A 23,490-nucleotide genomic window follows, 5' to 3' on the forward strand; every position below is an offset into this window, starting at 1 on the left:
GTAGCAGAACGACTGACGGGACCAGCACCGGCGCGGGGCTCATCAACAGGACGGCGGCGCGGTCGAATCCCGGAGCAGCAGGTGCCCGGCGGGAACTTCGACATCCGAGATCGCCTCTTCAGGGTGTTCGATGACATCTACGAGTAGGGCCGCCATCGCTTCACCGAGTAGCCGGGGGGTTCCGCTGTATGTGGTCAACGTCGGGCGGACGATGGTGGCCATGGTGATGCCGTCGAACCCGGCTACCGAGACGTCTTGCGGTACTCGCACCCCCGCGCCCTGCAGCCGCAGAATGAATCCGATCGCGCTGAGATCGGTCGCGCAGAAGACCGCGGTGGGTCGATGAGTCAGCTCCAGCCACATTTCGGCTGCACGGTACCCGGCGTCGTAAGTGAAGTGACCGGGGAATACGGGGCCGGGCTGCAGTCCGGCGACCGCCAGAGTCGAACGCCAGGCCGCTTCCCGTTCGTGGGTGTGCACGTAAGCGGGGGCGCCGCTGATATGCCCGATATAACGGTGCCCCAACTCCACCAGATGGTTGACGATCTCAGCGACGCCGCGGCTGGAATCCTGGTGTACCGCGGGGAACGGAAACTCTGCCCCGGCGTTGACGCCGACCGCGGTCAGCCCCAATTGCTGAACCAGTTGGACACGTCGGTCCGGGTCAGTGGTTTCGTTGAGCAAGACACCGTCAACCATTCGGCTGGCGGCCAGTTCCCGGTACCGGCGAGTCTCTTCCGCCTCGTCCTCAGCGATCTGTAGCACAAGCGCGTTCCCCCGTGCCGCCGCGGCGCGCTCAACCCCTGCGACGTAGGCTCCGAAGAACGGGTCAGCTTCCAGTACTTCGGCGGGGCGATGGATGACCAGCCCGATCGCGTAGGCGCGTTTGGAGGATAGCGACCGGGCATGCGGGGAGGGCACGAACCCTAGTTCTCGGGCGACCCGACGCACACGGAGACGCGTGGCATCGGACACGCCTGACCGGTTGTTCAGCGCCGCCGACGCCGAACTGATCGCCACGCCAGCGTGCCGGGCCACGTCACCGATCGTGACGCGGCCACTGTCCCCTGCGATGGGGTCTGCCATCATTGCCCAATCTTATCGAGCGGCGAAATCGCCCCGTCTCCGACGGCCAGTCAGTAAGTATGCTCGGGAAAGGCCGTTCCGGCCCGATGGGCCGCGAAGAGCGTGCGAGCGGCGGGGGCAGCGGTGGCCTCGTCAAAGATCGTGGCGGAGTAGTCGTGCACCGTCAGCGAGATGCGGCGCCCCGCCAGAGGGATCCCCGAGACACCCCCGTCCGTTCCGGGCAGGGCGACTGCATGCGGAACACCTAGATCCATGCGGAGCCCGTTGTTCAGCCAAACGGCGTCCAGCACCTGCGTCATGCCGAAGATGGACGGGCGCACACCCCAGGGCCGGGGTCGTTGCAGGCCACGGTCGTAGACCTCTGCGAACGATCCGGAACGGATCACATCCCGCAATTGCGCGTTCGACAGTGCCAACGCGTCTGCCTCACGGCCGCGTTCGAGAAGACCACGGACGGTGTAGCTGACGTTGGGGTGTTTCACGAAGTCGAACCCGGCGAGCTGGTCTGTTGGGTCGAAATGAGAGTCGAAGCGGGCCAGCAGCGACCCCACCTGCCAGTCAGCTAGTCCGGGCACCGCCAACCCCATCGACACCTGCAGCCCGAACCCGTCGGGTCCGCCGCGCAACGACGCGTCACTATCCGGGAACCAATGTTGGATGGCGCGTTGCTGCGGACCGGCGAAACATTTGGCGCGGTATTCGCCGTTCAGCTGGTCCCGCAGCTGCCCGAATCGCGTGACGTCATCATGCGCCGCGAGCTCCATCGCGATCTGCACACCGAAGTCCAGGTCGACGATCAGGGAAGACAGGAACTCGGCGTCCAACTCCCCCGGATTGTCATAGGTGCCGTATACCCACCGGGGACGTTCTGCCTGCCACTCCAGCAGCCGCCGCAATCCCGGGTACCCGGCGGCCAACGCGTCCCGGTCTTTCGTGAGGCAGTACAGCACCCACGCGGTCTGCGCTTTCCGGCTGGGAAGGCTTTCCCCGGCCAGCGATCCTTCCGCATCCACCAGCGACATCAGACCGTTGAAGCAGGACCACGCCAACGACCCGTCCACATAGCCGAGGAATTGTATGGCCAGGAACGTTTCCCAGGCGGCCGCCGATCGCGCCCCGGGCGCCCCGTAGTTCCACATCGAGGCCTTGCCTGTGGCAACGGTCGGGTATCGGAAGCCCGTCTCAGGCTGCTGGGGGAGGACGTTCGAGAGTAGTCCGATGAAGGCTCGGTAATACTCGGCGCGCACCGCCTCCGGGCCGACGTCGATGGCATCGACACCGCGCAACTCGAAGCGCGCCGGACGAGGCAACCGCCCGAGCTGGTCGTCCCAGTACTCGTGCCAATGCTGGCGTCGTTCGGTGGCGCTGGCGCGGGTAGCGTCAACAGCAAGCTGCCGGCTACGTCCCGGATCATCTGGTGTCACCGCAACACCGATCGTGTACCGAGCTTGCCCCGGCAGCAACGGGATCGCCCAGACGCCGACCGGCGACACCGGAACGGGAGAACCCGCTCCCCCGGCGGCCAGTTCGGATTCGTCGTGGTAGTACCGGATCGGCCCGCCGGCGCTGACAGCGACGGCGACACAGATTCCTGACGCGGAGACCGTGACGGTGCCGGAAGCATCCTGGGAGGGCGGTGCGATGTGGCGGCCGACGAGGGTCATCGGGGTGGTCGGCGACAGCGGAAAGGAGAAGTTCAGTTCGCGCACCACGCTGTCGCGATCGACGAACGCGTCCACCCCCTGAACGTCAAGCCCGCTGTAGTGGCCCTCCAGTCCCAGGCCGCCCGGCGACCAGTCGGTGTCGTAACTGGACGCGCCGATGCTGTGTCGATCGGCGGCGGGGACGAACCGCATCTCATCGATGCTCACAAAGGCGCCCTCCCCAATGACGCCGATCGCCAACTCCACCTCTCCCGAAAGACCGTCAGGGAAGTAAGCGCGCAGATCCAGGTAGTGCTGGCCGAGCGTTGCGGCCCCGGGCAGCACCATCACCGGCTCCGTGCCCACCCGACCGACATGCAGGGTCCATTGGCCGCGCACCGCGCCGACCGAGACACGCAGCACAGGTGTCTGGTCACCGATACTGACCCGCGTTCTTGCGGTGCTGAGGTGACCGCCATCAGCACTGGTGCGGAACACTGTCACGCAATCCGTGCGCGTCTCGAGGTGGACGTCGTCACCGCCGCTCCACCCGGTCGCGGCGACTGCGACCGCCTCCCCGAGAGAGACAGCCGGTGAAGTGGCGCCGGGGGCCACCGCCCACAACGTCAGGAACTGCGGCAAGATTGTAGCCTCATCAAACGCGTAGTACCCCAGTCCAAGCGGAAACGTCGGCCCGCAGTTCTGCGCGACTTCGCTTGCATCGGACATGAAGTCTTGCGGGTTGATGACGATTCGGCTCAGGGGCAGGCTCAACGACCGTTGCTGCAGCGCGTCGGTCTGCAAGAGCTCGAGGGCGGTCGGTGCGATGCCGGTAGTGGGATTGTTCATTTCTGCTCCGCATGAAGAAAGCTGGGGACCGGTGTCAGGATGTCGGCAGGCCGAGGCGACGCGAACACGTCGCCGAAAGCGCTGGCGGCAGGTTTCGGTGCACCGTCGCTGTCCAGCAGCGACAGACTCACGGCGCAGGGGAAGGTGTCATGTCCGAGCCAGACCAGGAAGCCGGCGCAGGCGGGGAACCGTTCCAGGCTGCGACGGGCGGCGTAGCCGAGCATCTCGGCCTGTCGTAGCTGGCTGTGCTCGACCCACTCGGCCAACTCGGTCAGATCACCGCCGGAACTAAGCCACTTGTCGAGCTGACTCAACCACCATCCTGAGGAATGCGTCCACAGCTGGCGCAGCTCCTCAGGCGTGGCGGCTTGGGTGAGGCCGTGCCGAGCAAGCAGGTCCATATCCGAAGCGCCCGCGACACCTACCTCCGAGCGCATGACGGCATCATCTTCGTCCCAGTACGCGTGCCACTCGTCCAAGTCGCCGTCGAACTCCCAGGGGCCGTGTACATCGTGATGTACGCCGCGCCCGAACTCCGCCGGATCGGCCTCGAAACGAGGCCCTGTCGGCGTAGTGGCGACGTACCGTCGCCGCGGGTCCAGCCGTTCGACCACCGCGCGCAACGCGGCGAGAGTCGGGTGCGTAACATCCAACGGCGAGCCGGGAACTCCCGGCTCAGCGACGTGGGTGAGTTCGTTGCCCCCGCTCCACAGCGTGAGAGACGGATGATGCGCGAGACGTTCGACGTAGCTCTCCGCAACCTCGACCAGTGCAGCGATGAAGTCCGGATCGCTCGGCGGCTCGTTGTCCAAGCCGGACGAACTCATCGGGAAGTCTTGCCACACCAGCAGACCGAGTTCATCGCAGATCCGGTAGAACTCAGGCCTCTCGATGCCCGCACCGCCCCACACCCGGACCATGACGACGCCCAGGTCGCGGTACCGCTCTAGCCGGGAACGATAGTCGGCCTCGGTGAGATCGGCGTACTGGGGGCGGATCGGGACCCAGTTCACCCCGGCAAGAAATACCGGTTCACCGTTGACCACGCAGAGCCACCGGTCACATCCTTCCGGCGCGTTCGCGGTGGCCGCCCACTCGATCCGGCGGAACCCGATCCGCCGTTCGACGACTGCCAACACCACACCCCCGGGCGTGACGACACGCAGCAGCACATTGTGAAGCCGCTGCTCGCCTCGGCCGGAAATCTGCCACGGTGCTGCCGCAGCCTCGGCCCTGATCGTCTCACCACCGGCTAGGCCGTCCCAGATCTGTTCGTCATCGACGATGACCTGCACCCGCGACCCGGCTGGAAGCTCCCCGTGGACGAACAGTCGGACCTCGACGGTCGACGTACGGGTAGCAGGGTCATAGTCGCCATGCATGATCGCTCGCAGCGTGACCGCCTCTGGCGTGCATCGGCGCAACCGGACCGCCCCCGTGATTCCGGCGGAGACGGTACGCGGCGTCCAGTCCCAGCCATAGTTGAACCGCGGCTTCAGATCACGGATCTTGCTCGTCCACCCGTTCTGAGCCAATCCATCTGGCGCGCCAGTCAGAATGATCCGGAGTTTCCGCTCCCCGGCCCGGTAGGCGTCGGTCAGATCAAAAGCGTGCGGAACGAAGCTGCCACGGAACCGGCCCACCTCGCGCTGCCCCAGCAGAACGGTTCCGACGTAGTCGAGGCCTTCACAGTCCAACCACAGCCGCGTGCCTTCTACCAGCAGCCCGTCCGCTAGGACGCGGCTGAACTCCCAGTCTCGATGCTCGACCCATTCAGCTGCGCGAGAGTTCACTCCCACCGTCGGGTCAGAGACGACGCCGGAGCGCTGTAAAGCCCCGGTGACTGACCCGGGAACGGTTGCGGGCACGGTGGCCACATCGGGGTAGGCCACCTTCCCAGCCGCCGGCGTCCGCGCCAACTCCCAGTCGTTGCGGCGCCAGCCCACCAGCGTCCAGTCTCGTCCGCTCAGATCGATGTTCATATTCCGGTTTGTTCCAATCGACGTGTTGTCACGGTCGTCGGCGCGACGCAGTCCGGCGCCGGCAGGCCTTGTCGGATCGTGGCTATCCCTTGACGGCGCCAGCGACGGCGTTGACGAGGTAGCGCTGCACGAACAGGTACAGCACGATCAGCGGCACCGCGACGATGATCGTCGCCGCCGCCAGCAATGGCCAGTTGGTCAGGTTGACGCCCTTGAACGCGTTCAGGCCGGTGGCGATCGGCCATTTCGACGAATCGGCGAACAGGACCGTGCCCAAGATGATGTCGTTCCAGATGGCTACCGCGCTGAGCAGGAAGACAGTAGCCAGTGCGGGACGGCACAGCGGGACGGCGAACGTCCACAAGTATCGCCAGTATCCGGCGCCATCGATCGCGGCAGCCTCGTCGATCTCCCGGGGAATCGACTGCGCATACGCCGCCAGCAGCAACGGACCGATGCCGACGCCGAGCGCCAGGATGACGATGTAGCCGACACGAGTGTCATATAGGTTCATGCCGATCAGCAGCTGGTACTGCGCGACGATCGCGTTGGGCAGGAAAAGGAAGCTCGCCAGCACCCCGAACCAGAACTTCGAGCCGCGAATGTAGCCGCGGCCCAGCGGAAATCCGATCATCAGGGCAAGGAGGGTCACCCCACCGGCGCCGGTGATGGCGTACAGCAGCGTGTTCAGGAGATAGGTGCCGAAGTTGCCCTGCTGCCACGCATCAGGAAAGTTCGCCCACTGCGGGTCCTGCACCAGGCCGTTCGGGTTGACCGCATACTCCGCGTAGGACTTCAACGCGGTGTTCACCAAGTACAGTAACGGGATGGTATAAGAGAGGATGAGCAAGCTGAGCAAGACGTACGAGCCGACTTGGAAACGCCGCTGACGGCGGCGCATCCGGTCATCGGCGGCACGAGTCGTGGTCACGGTCATTCCTTCCGCCGGTACTGAGGGGACCACCACGCGAACCGTGTTCACAGTTTCTCCTCTCGCCACTTCAGGTAGCTGAACACCACGAGCGCGACCAGGCCGACAAGAACGAACTGGATCATCGCCACCGCAGCCCCGAAGCCCTGAGTTGCGTTGCCGCCACCGAACGCCGCGGAGAACACAGAAACGCCGAGCGTCTCGGTATCAGGGCGTGCCGTCCCCATGAGCACGTAGATCATGGCGAAGCCCTGCAGCCCAGCGATCACGCTCAACAGCATGTTCGTGGTGAAGGTGGGTGCCAGCAGCGGCCACGTGATGTACCAGAACGTCTGCCGACTGGTTGCGCCGTCAATGGCAGCAACCTCGTACAGTTCAGGCGGGATCGCTTGCAACCCCGCAAGGAAGATGATCGTGGTCGTGCCCATAGCACTCCAGATCACGACAAAGATGACCAGGTACAGCGCAATGGTCTTGTCGCCAAAGAAGTTTGACGAGGCTCCGAACCAACCCAGCACCTGCTGGATGGGGCCATACACCGAGAAGATGACCGACCAGATCAGCCCGACCACGGTGACCCCGAGGATCGTCGGCATGAACACGACTGCCCGAGCGAACATGCGGCCTTTCAGCTTCTTGTTCAGCAGCAGTGCAATCCCCAGCGAGAGGAAGCATCCGACGAGGACCGTGAGCGCCGCGTAGATCAGCGTGTTCTCGATGACTTGCAGGGAGCTACTCAGCCGGGCTGGGTTGAAGAACCTCACGTAGTTCTCGATGCCCACCCACTCCCACGGCAGACCGGGGGTCCGTCGGATGTCCGTGAACGACAGAACCACGGTGATGATCGCGGGAACGAACACGAAGAAGAGGATGGGGATCCACGCACCGTAGTAAGTCACGCGAAGAGCGCTACGTCGACGGAAGGGGAAGGTGACGGGGTTCGGGTTCACAGCGATGGACATCCTGACTCGAAGACTGCTTTTCGTCGCCCGGGCCGCGGCGGCGCGGCTTCCGCCGCCCCGGCCCAGGACTACCTCACAGCGGTCCGGCTATCGCACAGCCTCCCAGGCCGCTTCGGCAGCCGCCGCGGCTTCCTCGGGCGTCTGGGCGCCGAGCGGGGGCAGCAGCTGGTAGGCGAAACCGACTCCGCCTTCTGGTGCCAGCCCCTGCGGCGCGATGAAAATCGCCTCCCAGAACAGGGAGAACTCGCTGGTGTAATCCGCGATCGAGTTGAGGAAGGCGTCGTCGCTGGCGATGTCAGGCTGGGAGGGGGCAAAACCGGACAGCTCCGTGAAGGTGGCGTAGTTCTCCGGCTGGGAGAAGAACTCCAGCCACTTCAGCGCCGCCTCCTTGTGCTCGCTACCTTCCACCGCGCACATCTGGAGCTCAAGCTTGCCGTTCAGGTTGTGGTTGTCGGCTGCGTCGTCACCACCAGGAAGAGGGAACATCCCAACATCGAACTTCGTGCCCACCACATCGGCGATTGATTTCTGATCCCAGGAGCCATCGAACAGCATCGCGAACTCCCCGTTGGCGAAAGCTCCGAACGACTCGACCACGCTGATACCCGGCGACGTCGGGGTGGTGTTGTCGTAGACGGTCTGCAGACGTTCCATGACCTCCAGCGGCGCGCCCTCGGTCAAGTCGACCGACCCGTCGTAGATCCCCTCCAACAATTCGGTCTTGTCCGCATCGGTCGGGTAGTAGGAGGCCAGGATGCCGTAGAGGGGCAGCGCTGCGGGGAATGCGTCCAAGCCACCGAAGCCGAACGGCGTGACATTGTTCTCGTTGAGCACGGACATCACATCCTGCAGTTCGTCCCAGGTGGTGGGAATCTCCAGGCCGAGCTCGTCGAACAGGCTCTTGTTGTAGTAGACACCCGTGGCATACGAAAGGCCGGTCGGCACTGCGTAGACGCGGTCGTCGATAGCCGACCGCGGCGACGCCAGCACGCTTGGGAGATAGTTGTCCATGAAGGGCTCGTCGGTCAAGTCAACAAACGTCCCCGACTGCGCCATCAGCGTGTCCTCGCTGACCACTTCATCCGGCAGCCCGGTCGGCTGCCGCGGGTAACAGGCCACAATATCGGCCTTGCTGGCGGTTAGCTGCGCAGCCCGCGTGGTCTCGTAGTCCGAAACGCCGGTATACGTCGCGTGAATGTCCGGGTTGGCAGCGTTAAACGCCTCCGTCACTGCCTGGAAGCCCGCATCCGACGGCGGATTGGAGGGCGCGATTATGTTGATCTCGGTCGGCCCACCACTGGCATCGTCGCCACCTGCACTGCACCCGGCGAGCACAACTAGTGCACCCGCGCTGGCGAACACCAGGGCAGTTCGCAACCTCTTCGTTGTCATGACACTCTCCTTTGAGGGTTTCGGGTACCGAAACGCTTCGGTAGGTCTCAAGGTACCGCACTTGAAGGCGGAAGACAACGATGTTTCGACCAGCGAACAGCCACAGCCCCCGCGCTAGAGTGCCCACGCCGCACTCGCGGAAGTAGTGCCCCTTAAAGTGGTGTAGCGCCACCTACGGCTGCCTAACTCGCAGGACGGCTGGTTCGCCAATGCGGTCAAGCGAGCGCGAGCGAAGGACTCAACGTTCCCGATCGTCACGCCGCACGACCTGCGTCATACGGCCGCGAGCCTCGCGATCAGCGCCGGCGCGAACGTGAAGGCCGTGCAGCGGATGCTCGGCCATGCGTCGGCCGCGATGACACTCGACACGTATGCCGACCTCTTCGACGATGACCTGGACTACGTTGCCGACGCGCTCAGTCGCGCCCGTCAGGCTCCACCATTCACCATCATCCGCGAGCAGGAGCGATCAGGACTCGGTCCTCGCTGATCACCCATCGAAGCAACGGTGCTCCCACCCCGCTCACGCTTCGCGGGGACCGACTGGCACACCCCACACTTGGTCCTCCAGAGGCTCACGCTGCCAGCGATGCCACCGCAACTCGTGACCGGAATCGACGAGAGCGGTGAGGGACGCGTAGGCCGCGGCACCGATCTCGACGTCGACGACGCGTTCCGGGTCGAACTGATCGCGCTCCCCCTCAGGGATCCGGTCAAAGTCGAGTTCCCACGGATCCGCATCCAGCACCAGACAATTGGCGGCGACAAGGAGCCGCCGCAACTCGGCAGCGGCGCCCTGGGTCGGTGCCCATACGAGCGTCTCGCGGGGGGTCGTGGTGATCTCAAGCTTCATGTCAGCATCCCAGTCCTCGGAGGCCGACTCTACTGTCGCCGAACTGTCGACGCGAAGCGTCACCGATGTCCTGATTCACGCTCACACCCGGGTTGAGAAGACCGGTCTTCTCAAATTCTTCTCAAACCAGTTCCGCCGCCAATGCGAAACCCCCGCGATCCCAGTGTTTTCAAGGGATCTGCGGGGGTTTCACGTGGCGGTGACGGTGGGATTTGAACCCACGGTAGGGGGTTACCCTACACGACTTTTCGAGAGTCGCACCTTCGGCCGCTCGGACACGTCACCGCGGAAAAGTGTACGCGACCGCGCCCCCATGCGCGAATCAGTACCTGTGGAGATTCCGCGGGCGCCGGCCGATCGGCATCCACTCGGGCCGGCACATCCCCTCCCGCGCGCCGGGTCACAGGTCTAGCGTGGCGAACATGGCTGATCAGATGACGCCGAACCAGCGCCTCGTGGTCGCGGTCGCCGTGCTGGCGTCGTTCGTCGCCTTCCTCGACGGCACCGTGGTCAATGTCGCTCTGCCCGCCATCAGCGACGAACTGGGCGGCGGCCTGATCACCCAGCAGTGGGTCGTCGACAGCTACCTCGTGACCCTCAGCGCGCTCATCCTCGTCGCCGGGTCAGTGAGCGACGCCTACGGGCGAATCCTGGTCATGCGCATCGGCCTGATCGGGTTCGGCATCACCTCGCTCATCATCGCGGTGGCCCCCGACGCCCTCATCCTCATCATCGCCCGCGCGCTGCAGGGGGCCGCCGGCGCGTTCCTCGTGCCCAGCTCACTGGCCCTGATCACCTCGAGCATGCGCGGCGCGCTGCAGGGCCGCGCGATAGGCATGTGGACGGCGTGGACCACCAGCGCCATGGTCATCGGCCCGCTGCTGGGCGGCGTGTTCGTCGACCTGCTCTCGTGGCGGTGGGTGTTCGTCGTCAACATCGTCCCCATCGCGATCACGCTCTGGCTTCTCACCCGGCTCACCACCCGCGACACCCCGCGACCCGACCGCCGCATCGATTGGCTCGCCGCGACGCTGTGCACCCTCGGCCTGGGCCTGGCGGTCTTCGCACTCATCGAAGAGCCACGGCTCGGCTGGGTCCACCCGGCCATCTGGATCCCCGCCGTCGCCGGCGTCGTCATGTTCGCCCTGTTCCTGCGCCGCCAGCGCACCACGGCCGCACCGATCCTCCCCCTGTCGATGTTCCGCATCCGCAACTTCGGCATGGGCAACATCGCGACCCTCTTCATCTACGCGGCGCTCGCGCTCAACGGGTTCGTCGTGGTGGTGTACCTGCAGCAGGGAGCGGGCCTGCCCGCCACCCTCGCGGGACTCGCGAGCCTGCCGGCCACCCTCATCATGATCGTGCTCAGCTCGTCGGTGGGCACCCTCGCCGGACGGTGGGGTCCGCGCCTGTTCATGACCGTGGGCCCCCTCCTGATGGGCGTCGGCTCGCTGCTGCTGCTCGCCGTCGACGAGGACTTCGACTACTGGTGGCAGATGTTCCCCGGCATCGTCGTGTTCGGCCTGGGCCTGGTCATCACCGTCGCCCCGCTGACGTCGGCCATCCTCGGCGCCGTCGACGCCGACCGCTCGGGCATCGCCTCCGCCGTGAACAACGCCGTCGCCCGCGTCGCCGGTCTCCTCGTCATCGCCGTCCTCGCGTTCATCACCGGCGGCGCGCTCGACCTGGCCGGCTTCCACCGCGCGGTCATCGTCACCGCGGTCCTCGTCATCGCGGGGGGACTGGTGTCCTGGGCGGGGATCAGGAATCCGGCGCCGGCGGCCGAAGCCCCGGCATCCACCACTCCCACTGAGTGATAGTCGTGGCGCTCCCGAGCAGCCTGACCCGCTAGCGTTTGTGGTAAGACCACATCGGAGCCCGCCGCGGCACCCACGAGGTGCCCGCAGAACGGAGAGCAGTCATGGCTCGCACCTACGTCATCACCGGGTCGGCCTCCGGCATCGGCGCCACCACGGCACAGATGCTGCGCGACCGCGGCGAGCGGGTGATCGGCATCGATCTGAAGAATGCCGACGTCGAGGCCGATCTGTCCCGCGCGCAGGGGCGCGCCGACGCCGCCGCGAATGCCATCGAGCTGGCGGGCGGCACCATCGATGCGGTCATCGCGTGCGCGGGCATCTCGGCGCCGATCGCCAGGACCATCTCCGTGAACTACTTCGGCGTGACCGAGCTGCTGGCCGCCCTGCAGCCGGCGCTGGCCGCCGCCGAGGCGCCGCGTGCCGCCGTCGTGTCGTCGATGGCGTCGCTGCAGCCCAACTCGTCGGAGATGGTCGAGGCGGCGCTGGCCGGCGACGAGGACACGGCCGTTGCGATCGCGCAGCAGCTGGCCGACCAGGGTCCGGCGATCGGGTACCTCGTCTACCCGTCGTCGAAGCGGGCGTTGTCGCGCTGGGTGCGCCGCGCCTCGATCAGCCCGGACTGGGCCGGTGCCGGCATCCCCCTCAACGCGGTCGCCCCCGGCACCGTCCTGACCCCGATGACGGCGGGTCTGCTGTCCACGCCCGAGGGCGCGAAGATGGTGGATGCCGCGGTCCCCATGCCGCTCAACGGCCACCAGTCGCCGGAGTCCATCGCCGCTCTGCTGATCTGGCTGACCTCGCCCGAGAACACCCACGTCACCGGGCAGGTCATCTACAACGACGGCGGCGCCGACGCGACCCTGCGCGGCGACGACATCTGGTCGTGGAACGACCCGCAGTGACCTGACCTCCCCCTGAATGGATGCCGGGGCCCGAGGGGCTGGACCCCGGCATCCGCCCCCTGCCAGACTGACCTCATGGCGGTCATCGAGAACTCGAAAGTCACTGTGGTCGGCGCCGGGAGCGTCGGTTCGAGCACCGCGTACGCCGCGTTGATCCGCGGTTCGGCGCGGCACGTCGCGCTCTATGACATCGCGACCGAGAAGGTCGAAGCCGAGGTGCTCGACCTCGCCCACGGCACGCAGTTCACCGGAACCAGTGACATCATCGGCGGCAGTGACCTGTCGGTCGTCGAGGGGTCGCACGTGGTGGTCATCACCGCCGGCGCCAAGCAGAAGCCGGGGCAGACCCGCATCGAACTGGCCGGCGTGAACGCCGGGATCATGAAGTCGATGATGCCGCAGCTGCTCGAGGTCGCCCCCAACGCCGTGTATGTCATCGTCACCAACCCCTGCGACGTGCTGACGGCGCTGGCCCTGGAGCAGACCGGACTGCCACCGGAGCGACTCTTCGCGTCGGGCACAGTCCTCGACACGTCGCGCCTGCGGTGGAAGCTCGCCGAGCGCGCCGGGGTGTCGACGTCGAACGTGCACGCCTACATCGTCGGCGAGCACGGCGACACCGAGTTCGCCCTGTGGTCGAAGGCGACCATCGGCACGGTGCCGATCCTCGACTGGGTCACCCCGCGCGGTGACAGGATGACCGTCGAGGAGCTCGACCAGATCGCGATCGACGTGCGCGACGCCGCGTACAAGGTGATCCAGGGCAAGGGCGCCACCAACTACGCGATCGGCCTGTCGAGCGCGCGGATCGTCGAGGCGATCCTCGGCGACGAGCACGCCGTCATGCCGGTCTCGCCGGTGCTCACCGACTTCCACGGCGTGAACGGCATGGCCCTGTCGGTGCCGTGCATCGTGAGCGCGACTGGCGCCGAGCCGATCCGCGAGACGACCTTCTCGCCGACCGAGCTCGAGCTGTTCCACCACTCGGCCGCCGAGCTGCACAAGGTGGCCGACTCGCTGCGCTGACCCGGACGCCTGTCTGCGGGCCGTTCGGGCTGACCCGGCGCTCACGGATGCCGCCGGCTCCGCGCCTGCGGTGTCTGCGGGCCCACGTACGCTGGGGCTATGGCCTCGCGAAAACCCGCCACCGCAAACCCGTATCGGTGCACGGAGTGCGGCTGGACCGCCATGAAGTGGGTCGGCCGCTGCGGAGAGTGCCAGCAGTGGGGCACGGTCGTCGAGGCTGCGGAGCAGACCGGCATCACCCGCAGCGTCGCGCCCGTCGCACCGTCGGCTGCGCGGGCTGCCCGCCCGATCACCACGATCGACACGACCGAGACGCCGCGGCGCACGAGCGGCGTCGGCGAGTTCGACCGGGTGCTCGGCGGCGGCATCGTGCCCGGTGCGGCGATCCTGCTGTCGGGCGAGCCCGGGGTCGGCAAATCCACCCTGCTGCTCGAGGTCGCCGCGCAGACCGCCCGTGCCGGCGGCCGGGTGCTGTATGCGAGCGCGGAGGAGTCGCTGGGCCAAGTGCGTCTGCGCGCGGAGCGTACCGGTGCCCTGCATGACGAGCTGTACCTGGCCAGCGAGACCGACCTGGCGACCATCCTCGGCCACATCGACCAGACGTCACCGGATCTGCTCATCGTCGACTCCGTGCAGACGGTGTCCTCGGCACTGTCCGAGGGCGTGGCCGGGCATCCCAGCCAGGTGCGTGAGGTGGCATCCACCCTCATCCGCGTCGCGAAAGAGCGCGGGCTGCCGGTCATCATCGTCGGGCACGTCACCAAGGACGGGTCGATTGCCGGGCCGCGCATCCTTGAGCACCTCGTCGACGTCGTGTGCCACTTCGAGGGCGATCGGCAGACCTCGCTGCGCTTCGTGCGGGCGTTGAAGAACCGCTTCGGCGCGACCGACGAGGTCGGATGCTTCGACATGACCGGTGCGGGAATCACCGAAGTCGCCGACCCGTCCGCCCTGTTCCTGGGCCAGGGCAGCGTCGAGCCGGGCACGTGCGTCGCGGTCGCGCTCGAGGGGCGCCGGGCGCTGCCGGTCGAGGTGCAGGCACTCACGATCGACACCCACGCGCCGAACCCCCGACGCATCGTCAACGGCGTCGATTCGGCCCGAGTGGCCATGATCCTCGCCGTGCTCGAGAAGAAAGCCGGCGTGAAGACGTCCGACAAGGACGTCTACGTGTCCACCGTCGGCGGCGTGCGGTTCACCGAGCCGGCCGCCGACCTGGCCATCGCTCTGGCCGTCGCCGGCGCCGTGCAGGGGTTCTCGATCCCCCGCCACATCGCGGCCATCGGCGAGCTGAGTCTGGCGGGTGAGGTGCGGCCGGTCACCCAATCCCCGCAGCGCCGATCCGAGGCCGCACGGCTGGGCTACCGCGAGCTCATCGACCACCGCTCGGGGCGGCTGCGCACGGCGTTGAACGACGTGCGCGTGCGCCTGCGCGCCGAACCGGGGCAGGACGTCCCCGAGTTCTGAGCGGCACGGCTTCGGAGCGGCGCGGAGGCCGTCATGCGGGCGACGGCGCCGTCAGGCGTCGAGGGGGCAGTCACGCGTCGAGGGGGCAGTCACGCGTCGAGGGCGCCGGCGTCGCCGTCACGCGTCGAGCGCGGCGATCAGGTCCGTCGGCGAGGCCTGCATCGGGTGGGGACCTGCGATGTCGAGGAACACCGTCGTGATGGCCTCCTGATGCGTGCCGAGGAAGGTGCGCAACCAGCTCGGCGACTGCAGCGCGACGGTGGGGGGCAGCGCCGCCGGCTTGTGCTTCGCATCACTGAACAGCAGCAGGGCGATCTCGCCGGTGTTCGGGTCGCGGTAGGTCCACACCTCGCCGCCGTCGAGCGGGTTGTCCCGCTGCCCGGGCCGCATCATCGGAACGACCGTCGGCCCATGCCGGAGGGCGAACGCCACGGCAGCCATGTCCTGCGTCTGCAGGGCGTCACTCAGCTGCGGATTGCGGAATTCGGGCGCGTCCTTCTTCGAGCGCTTCTTGGCGGCCATGACTCCAGCCTACGAGAGCAAAGAGAAGGGGCCCTCTCGGTCCCCCCATTGGGGACTGGGGAAATCGAAAGGGCCCATTGCTCACCGTGGCGGGGGATCCGATGCCGGGCCTCTGGGGTAGACCCGGCTACCGCTGCTGGGGACAACGGGGGTCGCCGGCGGGAGCTGATTCCAGAGTACGCAACCACCGGCGAAACTGTGTCCGCCAGATGGGGGACATTCGATGAGAATGTTCTTAAATAGCCGCGGTTTTCCGGGGTTTTCCGGGACGTGTCGCTTCAGTTGAGTTGAAACATCCGGGTGTCGGCGGCTTCGATGCCGCCGATCGACACCGAGAGGTGGAACCACCCGGCCGGCGCTCGGGGTCGGTCCTCATCGCAGGTGTCGACGGACGACCGCGTCCGGTCCCATTCGAGGGGGGTCGCACTGGCGACCGTCTGCCCCGACTCGATCTGCACGACCTGATCGCTCGACTCGGTCTGGCAATCGGTCGAGCGCCACCAGGTGTCACTGCCGCTGGTGATCTCGAACTTCTGCGTCGAGGTGCCCACGTTCATGATGCAGGCCTCGGGGCCGTCATTGGTCAGCGAGATCGACAGCTGCGGCTTCTGGTCTCCGCCGTACGACTCCCGGTCGGTGACGGCCAGCACGGTGATGTCACTGGTGGTGCAGGGCGGGACCGGCGGTGTCGTCTCGGTGCCCGTGGGGTCGGGGGTGGGGGTGGATGCCGGAGTCTCGGCCGCCGCGGGCGTGGTCGCGCCCGGCGTGGGTGTTCCGGGGGTCGGCGCACCGGCATCCTCGGCCGCGGCCGGCGCGCGCGGCGGCTCAGGCTCGCCCCACGCCTGCCAAGGCTGCCAGACGAACAGGGCGACGATGCCGCCGATCAGCACCAGGAGGACGAGCAGCAGCACGAGTCGCCGGCGGCGGTACACGGCCGGTGACGGCCGGCGGGGCGGTGTCGCAGTCACCCTTTCAGGCTAAGCCGACGTAAAGGCTCGACCGGGTCGGCACGCCTAGAGGTGCTTGAGCATTCGGGTGTTGCCCAGGGTGTTCGGCTTGACGTGCGCGAGGTCGAGGAACTCGGCGACGCCTTCGTCGGGGCTGCGCAGCATCTGTGAGTAGACGTCGGGGTCGACGATGTGCTCGCCGATGGGGGCGAAGCCGTGCCGGGTGAAGAACGGCACCTCGAAGGTGAGGCAGAACAGGCGGGTCAGCCCCAGTCGGCGCGCGTTCTCCTCCAGAGCCCGGACGATCGCCCCGCCGACCCCATGGTGCAGCCACTCGTCGGCGACGATGAGGGTGCGGATCTCGCCGAGGTCCTCCCACATCACATGCAGCGCGCCGCAGCCGATGAGACGCCCCTCGTGCTCGGCGACGATGAACTCCTGCACCGACTCGAACAGCGTCACCAGTTCCTTGCCCAGCAGGATGCGTCGGTCGACATACGGCGCCAGCAGCGCACCGATGGCCCGCACATCCGAGGTGCGGGCGGGCCGCACCGTGTACGACGTCGTGGTGTGGGGTTCGGTCACGGATCCACCTTAGAGCGCCCTCGCCGCCGGACGCGGAAGGGCCGGAGCGTGCGTGACGCTCCGGCCCTTCCGGTGGATGTGTGTCGTCAGCTGCCGGCGACGATGTCGGGCGTCGCCTCGATGGCGGGGTTGGTCCCGACGCCGACGGCGACCTTATCCCCCCGCGGCCCGTGCTCGAACGTGAACTTGCCGTCCGCGGCATCCACCTTCACGTGGTCGCCGGGGTTGAGCTCACCGTGCAGGATGCGCTCGGAGAGCTGGTCCTCGACCTCGCGCTGCATCGCGCGGCGCAGCGGCCGGGCGCCCAGCGTCGGGTCGAACCCGATCTCGATGAGCCGGTCCTTCGCGGCGTCGCTCAGCTCGACGGTCATGTCGCGGTCGAGCAGACGCTCGGCGAGCCGCTTCGTGAACAGACCCACGATCTGGCGCAGTTCGTCCTTGTTCAGCTGCGGGAAGACGATGATGTCGTCGACGCGGTTGAGGAACTCGGGCTTGAAGTGGCGCTTGAGCTCTTCGTCGACCTTGCCCTTCATCCGCTCGTACGTCGTCTGCGCGTTGCCCTCGACCTGGAACCCGACCGGGCCGCCGGCGATCGCCTGCGAACCGAGGTTGGTCGTCATGATGATGACGGTGTTCTTGAAGTCGACGACGCGGCCCTGACCATCGGTCAGACGACCCTCTTCGAGGATCTGCAGCAGCGAGTTGAAGATGTCCGGGTGGGCCTTCTCGATCTCGTCGAACAGCACGACCGAGAACGGCTTGCGGCGCACCTTCTCGGTGAGCTGACCGCCCTCTTCGAACCCGACGAACCCGGGAGGGGCACCGAACAGGCGCGAGACGGTGTGCTTCTCACCGAACTCACTCATGTCGAGCGAGATCAGGGCACTCTCGTCGTCGAACAGGAACTCGGCGAGCGCCTTGGCCAGCTCGGTCTTTCCGACGCCGGTGGGGCCGGCGAAGATGAACGAGCCGCTGGGGCGCTTCGGGTCCTTCAGACCGGCGCGCTGACGGCGGATCGTGCGGCTCAGGGCGGCGATGGCCTCGTCCTGGCCGATGACGCGCTGGTGCAGCGCCTTCTCCATGAAGACCAGGCGGCTGGTCTCCTCTTCGGTGAGCTTGAAGACGGGGATGCCGGTGGCCTGGGCGAGCACTTCGGCGATCAGGCCCTCGTCGACGACGGCGTGGGTCGCCACGTCGCCCGACCGCCACTGCTTCTCGAGGCGCAGCCGCTCGGCGAGCAGGCTCTTCTCCTCGTCGCGCAGGGCGGCGGCCTTCTCGAAGTCCTGCTCCTCGCTGGCGAACTCCTTGTCCTCGCGGACCTTGGCGATCTTCTCGTCGAACTCACGCAGCTCGGGCGGGGACGACAGGATCGACAGGCGCAGGCGAGCGCCGGCCTCGTCGATCAGGTCGATCGCCTTGTCGGGCAGGAAGCGGTCGGACACGTACCGGTCGGCGAGGTTCGCCGCGGCCACGATCGCGCCGTCGGTGATCTGCACCTTGTGGTGCGCCTCGTAGCGGTCGCGCAGCCCCTTCAGGATGTTGATCGCGTGGGGCAGGCTCGGCTCCGCGACCTGGATCGGCTGGAAGCGGCGCTCCAGCGCGGCATCCTTCTCGAAGTGCTTGCGGTACTCGTCGAGGGTCGTGGCGCCGATCGTCTGCAGCTCGCCGCGGGCCAGCAGCGGCTTGAGGATGGATGCCGCGTCGATCGCGCCTTCGGCGGCACCGGCGCCGACGAGGGTGTGGATCTCGTCGATGAACACGATGATGTCGCCGCGGGTGCGGATCTCCTTGGTGACCTTCTTCAGCCGCTCTTCGAAGTCACCGCGGTAGCGGGACCCGGCGATGAGCGACCCGAGGTCGAGCGAGTAGACCTGCTTGTCCTTGAGCGTCTCGGGCACGTCGCCCTTGACGATGGCCTGCGCGAGGCCCTCCACGACGGCGGTCTTGCCGACGCCGGGCTCGCCGATGAGCACAGGGTTGTTCTTGGAGCGGCGCGAGAGGATCTGCATGACCCGCTCGATCTCCTTCTCGCGGCCGATCACCGGGTCGAGCTTGTTGTCGCGCGCGGCCTGGGTGAGGTTGCGGCCGAACTGGTCGAGCACAGCCGAGCCGCCCTGGGCGGGCTGGTTCTGCTCGCCGGCGCCGGCGGCGACGCCCGCGGGCTCCTTGCCCTGGTATCCGCTGAGCAGCTGGATGACCTGCTGGCGCACTTTGTTCAGGTCGGCGCCGAGCTTGACGAGCACCTGCGCGGCGACGCCCTCGCCCTCGCGGATCAGGCCGAGCAGGATGTGCTCGGTGCCGATGTAGTTGTGGCCCAGCTGCAGCGCTTCGCGCAGGCTGAGCTCGAGCACCTTCTTGGCACGCGGCGTGAACGGGATGTGCCCGGTCGGCTGCTGCTGCCCCTGGCCGATGATGTCCTGCACCTGCTCGCGCACGGCGTCGAGCGAGATGCCCAGGCTCTCGAGGGCCTTGGCGGCGACACCCTCACCCTCGTGGATCAGGCCCAGGAGGATGTGCTCGGTGCCGATGTAGTTGTGGTTGAGCATCTTCGCCTCTTCTTGGGCGAGCACAACCACACGACGGGCACGGTCCGTGAATCTCTCGAACATGTCTTGACTCCTCCGGGCACCGAGTCTTCTGGTGCCTACGAAAGACGATAACGAGGGTTGGATGCCGGTATGCCCGTGTTCGCCGTCGGCGCACCGCTTCGGGGTTCGGCACACGGGCGTCGGTGACAGCCGGAACAGGATGGGGGTTGACGCGCGCCCATGACACAACATATCGTTTTTCGATAACAACGACTATCGATATGGGAGCACGGATGTCCAGTAACCCCGCACACGCCGGGCGCACCAGCGCACTCATCGCCGCACTCGTGGTCGGCGGCGCGCTGCTCGTCGCCTCGATCATCGGTGCCGTACCGACTCTGTCCGCCTACTTCGGCGGCTTCTGGACCGGGCGCGCGGACCTCATGACGGGGCGCTCTCCGCAGATCCCTGTCAATGGCGAGGTGCCCACCGAGCCGAGTGGAGCTGACTACCCCGGCGTGCTGATCTCCAGCAGTGAGGCACTCAGCGGACCGCGGACACTGCAGGCGATCGCCGCGGCACTGGCCATCGTCGTGGTCATCGCCGGCAGCCTGCTGCTGGTGATCCTGGCGGTGAGGATGCTACGGGGTCGCAGCTTCGCCCGGCTGCTCGGCTGGGGTCTGGGCGGCGTCGGCCTGCTCGTGGTGATCGCCTCCGCTCTCGCCCCTCAGCTCGAGGCACTCGCCGTCGACCTCGGCGTGCAGGAACTCGGATACCGCATCTACGACCCTGCCGCCGATGCGCTCATGACCGTGGACAGCCCCGATGCCGTGATCCTCTCGCTGTGGGACTTCGAGTGGATCCTCGACCGCATGGACCTGGCCGGCGTTCTGCTCGGTGTGATCATCGCGGTCCTGGGCCTGCTCATCATCGACGGCACGCGGCTGCAGCGCGACACGGAAGGACTCGTCTGATGACCACCTCTCTCCCACCCGCCGCGATCATCACCGGCGCCGCGCGCGGCGCTGCCCTCGCGGTCGCGATCATCGCCGGAGCGCTGCTCGCTGCGGCCACCCTGTTCTTCGCGCTGTGGCTCATCTCCGACGTGTTCGCGCCGGAGTGGATCGTCGAGGTGCCGGTGGCATCACCGCTCGATGTCGTACCGCTGGTGACGGGCGCCGCGAACGAGTCCCACACCTACGCGTACGGGACGGTCCTGATCTCGAGCTACGCCGAACTCATCGTGCCGCGCACCCTCACCGCCGTGGCGCTGGGGCTGAACTTCGCGGTCGCTCTCGTCGCGCTCGTCGTGCTGATCGTGCTGGCCGTATGCATGCGCATGCAGCGCAGCTTCACCCGCGCCGCGACGATCGGGGTCGCGGTACTGGGCCTGCTGTCGGCCGTGGCGTCGATCGGGGCGCCCTGGCTGATCCGCCTGGCCACGGCGACCACGGTCTCGGAACTCGGTTACCCCACCTCGGGCGACGACGCTCCCTCCGGCGAATGGGTCGTGCCGCCGGAGTTCACCCTGCAAGACACGAACTGGCCGCTGCTGTTCCTCGGCGTGCTGTTCGTGCTGACGTCCGCACTGTTCATTCGTGCGCGGCGCCTGCAGCGGGACACCGAAGGGCTGATATGAGTCCCGCCGACGACGACGAGATCACCGGCATCCACTGCCGTCTCGACGAGCTGCTCGCCGACCGCGGGATGACCCTCACCCGCCTGTCAGAGGTCGTCGGTGTCTCGGTGGTGAACCTGTCGATCCTGAAGAACGACCGCGCCCGCGCGATCCGTTACTCCACCCTGTCAGCGATCTGCCGCGCACTGGACTGCGAAGTCGGCGAGCTGCTCGTGCGCGCCGACTGAGGGCACCCGCCGCGCTCTCCTGTCGCGAATCGCGGGTGTGGTCGCGCCGCACCCGCAATCCGCGTCAGGGGAACGTGACCCTCTGACGCTCTCCTGTCGCGAATCGCGGGTGTGGTCGCGCAGCACCCGCAATCCGCGCCAGGGGAACGCCGCGGCTATTGGCGGTCGGCGATCGCGCGTCGCACACGGGCGACGATGGATGCCGGATCCCCGAAGAGCTGGTCCTTGGTCACCCGGATGACGAACCAGCCCGCAGCGACAAGGTTCTCGTAGCGGGCGATGTCCGTGTTCCACTGCTCATCGTCGGTGAGGTGGTGGCCGCCCTCGTACTCGATAGCGATCTTCCGCCCGGGGTAGGCGAGATCGATGCACGCGACGGTGCGACCGTCGACGGTGAGGGTCCAGTTGAGCGCAGGCTCGGGCAGACCCGCCTGGACCAGCGCCAACCTCAGCCATGTCTCGGGCCGTGACGCAGAGCGGGTGCGGATCAGCGGAAGTGCCTCGCGCAGCGATGCGATGCCCACGCGCCTCCCGCTATCGATCGCCGCGGCCAGGTTCTCCTTCGAAGCAAGCGGTTTCGGACTCTCGGCGAACATCTTCTCGCGCACCAGCGCATCACCGGCGGCGACGAGATCGCGGATGTCGGGGACCAGCGCCCCGAGCATCGCCCACGTGCTCGCCGGCGACGCAACACGCACTCGATGAGTGGGATGGCTGACTATATGCGCTAGCTGGACTGCCACTTCGTGCCCTCGGACCGCGCGGTTGCGCGGTGCGCGCCCAGGGCTCATCACCCCGACATCGGGGGCAAGGGGCGCCTTCAGTATCAGGCTCGGCGGCAGCGGAACACCCCAGAACAGGGCAGCCGTCAGATGGGTGAAGAACTGCGCGATCGGCATCACCAGCGCGTACGCCAGCGCATGCGTGCGGAGTTCGTGCTCGCGACGGGCGACAGCGCTGGTGTTCGGCGACTCGTCGACGAGAGTCGTACGCGTGCGCACACCTCGGAAGGGCAGCTCCAGATCCCCCGCGCGCAGGCGCGACGCCGATACGCCACGCCTCCCGGCATCCACCGTCGTGAACGTCCGGCCCAGGTCCGCGGGAAGGTCACCACGTCTCATGCCGACCAGATTCGCGTGCCGGTCGTGCGCATGGCGCGTTCGGGGCGACTCTGTGGACGGTGGCGCAGCCCACCGTCCTTGGGGAGGAGGCTGCACCGCCCTGGGGAGGAAGCGGCGCTCGACGTTCCCCTGACGTTAAACGTGGGTTGCCGCGCGAGACACCCGCGTCGTGGGTCAGGGGAACAACCGGGCGTGACTCTCCCCTGACGCGCGTTGCGGGTGCCCGTGCCAGACACCCGCGTTCCGCGTCAGGGGAACTGCCGGCGCAACGAACGTTTCAGCCGCAGCGCAACGCCCACCCCGCGCGACTCAGTCGGCGAGCAGGATGGTCACCGGGTCGGCGAAGTCCGAGCCACCGGACAGCGTCACGGTCGAGGCCTCATCGACGTTGAACCCCGAGACCAGCGTCACGCGCGGGGCCATGTCCATCGTGCACACCTGGTCGGATGCCGGGGTCTCGAACTCCACGTGGGTCGCCTCACCGTCGAACTCGGCCGCGGCCACCACCGGAGCGCACGACGACGAGCCCCAGGTCAGCAGCGCGATCAGGTCGTCGCCGACGACACCGGCCGAGGGCGTGAACTCCGCGACGTCGCCACCGGCGTAGGCGTCGAGATCGGCCTCACCCGACGAGTCGATCCCGTACGTGACACGGATCTCGAGCTCGCCGGCCACCGCAACACCGTCGGGCACGCCGACAAGCGTCGCGCGCGGCGCGAGGTCATCGCTGCACCCGTCGGTCTGCGGATCCTCCAGCGCGACCTCGAGCGCCCCGTCATCACCGACGGTCACATCAGCCGCGATCGGCACACACGACGAACTGCCCTGCGTCACGAGCGCGATGGCCCGCCCACCGTCCAGCCATGCGGCCTCGACCGCGAACTCGCCGTCCACGATCCCGCCGGGTTCCCCCGCCCCCGGCGTCGCGCATCCGCCCAGCACAAGGGTGAGGGCGGCGAGCGTAGTGAGGGCGAGACGACGTACGGGCATGGGGGGATCCTTTCACGC

General features: G+C 67.3%; 20 protein-coding genes, 1 tRNA gene and 1 pseudogene. 8 read left to right on the plus strand and 14 right to left on the minus strand.

Annotated elements, in window-relative coordinates; all coding sequences use genetic code 11:
- Nucleotides 1–42 precede the first annotated feature (42 nt).
- The 6 genes from ACQ143_RS13265 to ACQ143_RS13290 all read right to left on the minus strand — a co-directional run bounded on the left by ACQ143_RS13265 (nucleotide 43) and on the right by ACQ143_RS13290 (nucleotide 8,845).
- Complete coding sequence (locus ACQ143_RS13265; RefSeq protein WP_449571183.1) at nucleotides 43–1,089, minus strand: LacI family DNA-binding transcriptional regulator; 1,047 nt, start codon at nucleotides 1,087–1,089, stop codon at nucleotides 43–45.
- Between the two features lie 47 nt (nucleotides 1,090–1,136).
- On the minus strand, nucleotides 1,137–3,578 hold the full coding sequence (locus tag ACQ143_RS13270; RefSeq protein WP_449571184.1) for a hypothetical protein: 2,442 nt from the start codon (nucleotides 3,576–3,578) through the stop codon (nucleotides 1,137–1,139).
- On the minus strand, nucleotides 3,575–5,560 hold the full coding sequence (locus ACQ143_RS13275) for a glycoside hydrolase family 2 protein (protein ID WP_449571185.1): 1,986 nt from the start codon (nucleotides 5,558–5,560) through the stop codon (nucleotides 3,575–3,577). The genes ACQ143_RS13270 and ACQ143_RS13275 overlap by 4 nt, the downstream gene beginning before the upstream one ends.
- Nucleotides 5,561–5,642: 82 nt before the next feature.
- On the minus strand, nucleotides 5,643–6,497 hold the full coding sequence (locus ACQ143_RS13280) for a carbohydrate ABC transporter permease (RefSeq protein ID WP_449571304.1): 855 nt from the start codon (nucleotides 6,495–6,497) through the stop codon (nucleotides 5,643–5,645).
- Between the two features lie 41 nt (nucleotides 6,498–6,538).
- Nucleotides 6,539–7,390 (minus strand): carbohydrate ABC transporter permease, encoded by an 852-nt coding sequence (locus ACQ143_RS13285; RefSeq protein WP_449571186.1) that lies wholly within the window; start codon nucleotides 7,388–7,390, stop codon nucleotides 6,539–6,541.
- A gap of 150 nt (nucleotides 7,391–7,540) precedes the next feature.
- On the minus strand, nucleotides 7,541–8,845 hold the full coding sequence (locus tag ACQ143_RS13290) for an ABC transporter substrate-binding protein (protein WP_449571187.1): 1,305 nt from the start codon (nucleotides 8,843–8,845) through the stop codon (nucleotides 7,541–7,543).
- A gap of 193 nt (nucleotides 8,846–9,038) precedes the next feature.
- Between ACQ143_RS13290 and ACQ143_RS13295 the strand changes: the two are divergent.
- A pseudogene (locus ACQ143_RS13295) lies at nucleotides 9,039–9,335 on the plus strand (tyrosine-type recombinase/integrase); the annotation flags it as partial.
- 33 nt (nucleotides 9,336–9,368) lie between these two features.
- On the opposite strand, the gene ACQ143_RS13300 reads toward ACQ143_RS13295, so the two are convergent.
- The gene (locus tag ACQ143_RS13300) at nucleotides 9,369–9,698 is read right to left on the minus strand and encodes a hypothetical protein (protein WP_449571188.1); all 330 of its coding nucleotides are present in this window, start codon (nucleotides 9,696–9,698) and stop codon (nucleotides 9,369–9,371) included.
- Nucleotides 9,699–9,892: 194 nt separating this feature from the next.
- Nucleotides 9,893–9,983 (minus strand) — tRNA-Ser (locus ACQ143_RS13305).
- A 137-nt stretch (nucleotides 9,984–10,120) separates the two neighbouring features.
- Between ACQ143_RS13305 and ACQ143_RS13310 the strand changes: the two genes are divergently transcribed.
- From ACQ143_RS13310 to radA, 4 genes are all read left to right on the plus strand, one after another.
- Nucleotides 10,121–11,515 (plus strand): MFS transporter, encoded by a 1,395-nt coding sequence (locus ACQ143_RS13310; protein ID WP_449571189.1) that lies wholly within the window; start codon nucleotides 10,121–10,123, stop codon nucleotides 11,513–11,515.
- Between the two features lie 104 nt (nucleotides 11,516–11,619).
- Nucleotides 11,620–12,420, plus strand: coding sequence for an SDR family oxidoreductase (locus tag ACQ143_RS13315; protein ID WP_449571190.1), 801 nt, complete (start codon nucleotides 11,620–11,622; stop codon nucleotides 12,418–12,420).
- A 75-nt stretch (nucleotides 12,421–12,495) separates the two neighbouring features.
- Nucleotides 12,496–13,446, plus strand: coding sequence for an L-lactate dehydrogenase (locus ACQ143_RS13320; protein ID WP_449571191.1), 951 nt, complete (start codon nucleotides 12,496–12,498; stop codon nucleotides 13,444–13,446).
- A 99-nt stretch (nucleotides 13,447–13,545) separates the two neighbouring features.
- Complete coding sequence (radA, locus tag ACQ143_RS13325; RefSeq protein WP_449571192.1) at nucleotides 13,546–14,913, plus strand: DNA repair protein RadA; 1,368 nt, start codon at nucleotides 13,546–13,548, stop codon at nucleotides 14,911–14,913.
- Between the two features lie 117 nt (nucleotides 14,914–15,030).
- Here the strand turns inward: radA and ACQ143_RS13330 are convergent, their stop codons facing one another.
- The 4 genes from ACQ143_RS13330 to ACQ143_RS13345 all read right to left on the minus strand — a co-directional run bounded on the left by ACQ143_RS13330 (nucleotide 15,031) and on the right by ACQ143_RS13345 (nucleotide 19,576).
- Nucleotides 15,031–15,435 carry a dehydrogenase gene (locus tag ACQ143_RS13330; RefSeq protein WP_449571193.1) on the minus strand — a complete coding sequence of 135 codons (405 nt, stop codon included), beginning with the start codon at nucleotides 15,433–15,435 and terminating at the stop codon, nucleotides 15,031–15,033.
- A gap of 278 nt (nucleotides 15,436–15,713) precedes the next feature.
- A complete protein-coding gene (locus tag ACQ143_RS13335) occupies nucleotides 15,714–16,403 on the minus strand; it encodes a hypothetical protein (protein WP_449571194.1) in 690 nt (229 codons plus the stop codon).
- A 45-nt stretch (nucleotides 16,404–16,448) separates the two neighbouring features.
- Complete coding sequence (locus tag ACQ143_RS13340) at nucleotides 16,449–16,967, minus strand: amino-acid N-acetyltransferase (protein WP_449571195.1); 519 nt, start codon at nucleotides 16,965–16,967, stop codon at nucleotides 16,449–16,451.
- Nucleotides 16,968–17,053: 86 nt separating this feature from the next.
- Complete coding sequence (locus ACQ143_RS13345) at nucleotides 17,054–19,576, minus strand: ATP-dependent Clp protease ATP-binding subunit (protein WP_449571196.1); 2,523 nt, start codon at nucleotides 19,574–19,576, stop codon at nucleotides 17,054–17,056.
- Between the two features lie 212 nt (nucleotides 19,577–19,788).
- Between ACQ143_RS13345 and ACQ143_RS13350 the strand changes: the two genes are divergently transcribed.
- From ACQ143_RS13350 to ACQ143_RS13360, 3 genes are read left to right on the plus strand one after another with little or no spacing between them, the layout of a single operon-like run.
- Complete coding sequence (locus ACQ143_RS13350; protein WP_449571197.1) at nucleotides 19,789–20,469, plus strand: hypothetical protein; 681 nt, start codon at nucleotides 19,789–19,791, stop codon at nucleotides 20,467–20,469.
- Nucleotides 20,469–21,134 (plus strand): hypothetical protein, encoded by a 666-nt coding sequence (locus ACQ143_RS13355; protein ID WP_449571198.1) that lies wholly within the window; start codon nucleotides 20,469–20,471, stop codon nucleotides 21,132–21,134. The genes ACQ143_RS13350 and ACQ143_RS13355 overlap by 1 nt, the downstream gene beginning before the upstream one ends.
- Nucleotides 21,131–21,361, plus strand: a complete 231-nt coding sequence (locus ACQ143_RS13360) for a helix-turn-helix domain-containing protein (protein WP_449571199.1) — start codon at nucleotides 21,131–21,133, stop codon at nucleotides 21,359–21,361. The genes ACQ143_RS13355 and ACQ143_RS13360 overlap by 4 nt, the downstream gene beginning before the upstream one ends.
- A 155-nt stretch (nucleotides 21,362–21,516) precedes the next feature.
- Here ACQ143_RS13360 and ACQ143_RS13365 read toward each other — a convergent pair whose 3' ends face one another.
- Together ACQ143_RS13365 and ACQ143_RS13370 are read right to left on the minus strand one after the other, a co-directional pair.
- Complete coding sequence (locus tag ACQ143_RS13365) at nucleotides 21,517–22,260, minus strand: endonuclease domain-containing protein (RefSeq protein ID WP_449571200.1); 744 nt, start codon at nucleotides 22,258–22,260, stop codon at nucleotides 21,517–21,519.
- A 531-nt stretch (nucleotides 22,261–22,791) separates the two neighbouring features.
- Complete coding sequence (locus ACQ143_RS13370; protein WP_449571201.1) at nucleotides 22,792–23,472, minus strand: hypothetical protein; 681 nt, start codon at nucleotides 23,470–23,472, stop codon at nucleotides 22,792–22,794.
- Between the last annotated feature and the right edge of the window lie 18 nt (nucleotides 23,473–23,490).

This window comes from Microbacterium pollutisoli (assembly GCF_053586795.1).

Coding starts and splice junctions, on each gene's coding strand:
- ACQ143_RS13345 (WP_449571196.1), bottom strand. CDS start 19,576: ATGTTCGAGAGATTCACGGACCGTGCCCGTCGTGTGGTTGTGCTCGCC.
- ACQ143_RS13355 (WP_449571198.1), top strand. CDS start 20,469: ATGACCACCTCTCTCCCACCCGCCGCGATCATCACCGGCGCCGCGCGC.
- ACQ143_RS13290 (WP_449571187.1), bottom strand. CDS start 8,845: ATGACAACGAAGAGGTTGCGAACTGCCCTGGTGTTCGCCAGCGCGGGT.
- ACQ143_RS13365 (WP_449571200.1), bottom strand. CDS start 22,260: ATGCCGATCGCGCAGTTCTTCACCCATCTGACGGCTGCCCTGTTCTGG.
- ACQ143_RS13270 (WP_449571184.1), bottom strand. CDS start 3,578: ATGAACAATCCCACTACCGGCATCGCACCGACCGCCCTCGAGCTCTTG.
- ACQ143_RS13275 (WP_449571185.1), bottom strand. CDS start 5,560: ATGAACATCGATCTGAGCGGACGAGACTGGACGCTGGTGGGCTGGCGC.
- ACQ143_RS13360 (WP_449571199.1), top strand. CDS start 21,131: ATGAGTCCCGCCGACGACGACGAGATCACCGGCATCCACTGCCGTCTC.
- ACQ143_RS13280 (WP_449571304.1), bottom strand. CDS start 6,497: ATGACCGTGACCACGACTCGTGCCGCCGATGACCGGATGCGCCGCCGT.
- ACQ143_RS13300 (WP_449571188.1), bottom strand. CDS start 9,698: ATGAAGCTTGAGATCACCACGACCCCCCGCGAGACGCTCGTATGGGCA.
- ACQ143_RS13330 (WP_449571193.1), bottom strand. CDS start 15,435: ATGGCCGCCAAGAAGCGCTCGAAGAAGGACGCGCCCGAATTCCGCAAT.
- ACQ143_RS13310 (WP_449571189.1), top strand. CDS start 10,121: ATGGCTGATCAGATGACGCCGAACCAGCGCCTCGTGGTCGCGGTCGCC.
- ACQ143_RS13265 (WP_449571183.1), bottom strand. CDS start 1,089: ATGATGGCAGACCCCATCGCAGGGGACAGTGGCCGCGTCACGATCGGT.
- ACQ143_RS13370 (WP_449571201.1), bottom strand. CDS start 23,472: ATGCCCGTACGTCGTCTCGCCCTCACTACGCTCGCCGCCCTCACCCTT.
- radA (WP_449571192.1), top strand. CDS start 13,546: ATGGCCTCGCGAAAACCCGCCACCGCAAACCCGTATCGGTGCACGGAG.
- ACQ143_RS13315 (WP_449571190.1), top strand. CDS start 11,620: ATGGCTCGCACCTACGTCATCACCGGGTCGGCCTCCGGCATCGGCGCC.
- ACQ143_RS13350 (WP_449571197.1), top strand. CDS start 19,789: ATGTCCAGTAACCCCGCACACGCCGGGCGCACCAGCGCACTCATCGCC.
- ACQ143_RS13320 (WP_449571191.1), top strand. CDS start 12,496: ATGGCGGTCATCGAGAACTCGAAAGTCACTGTGGTCGGCGCCGGGAGC.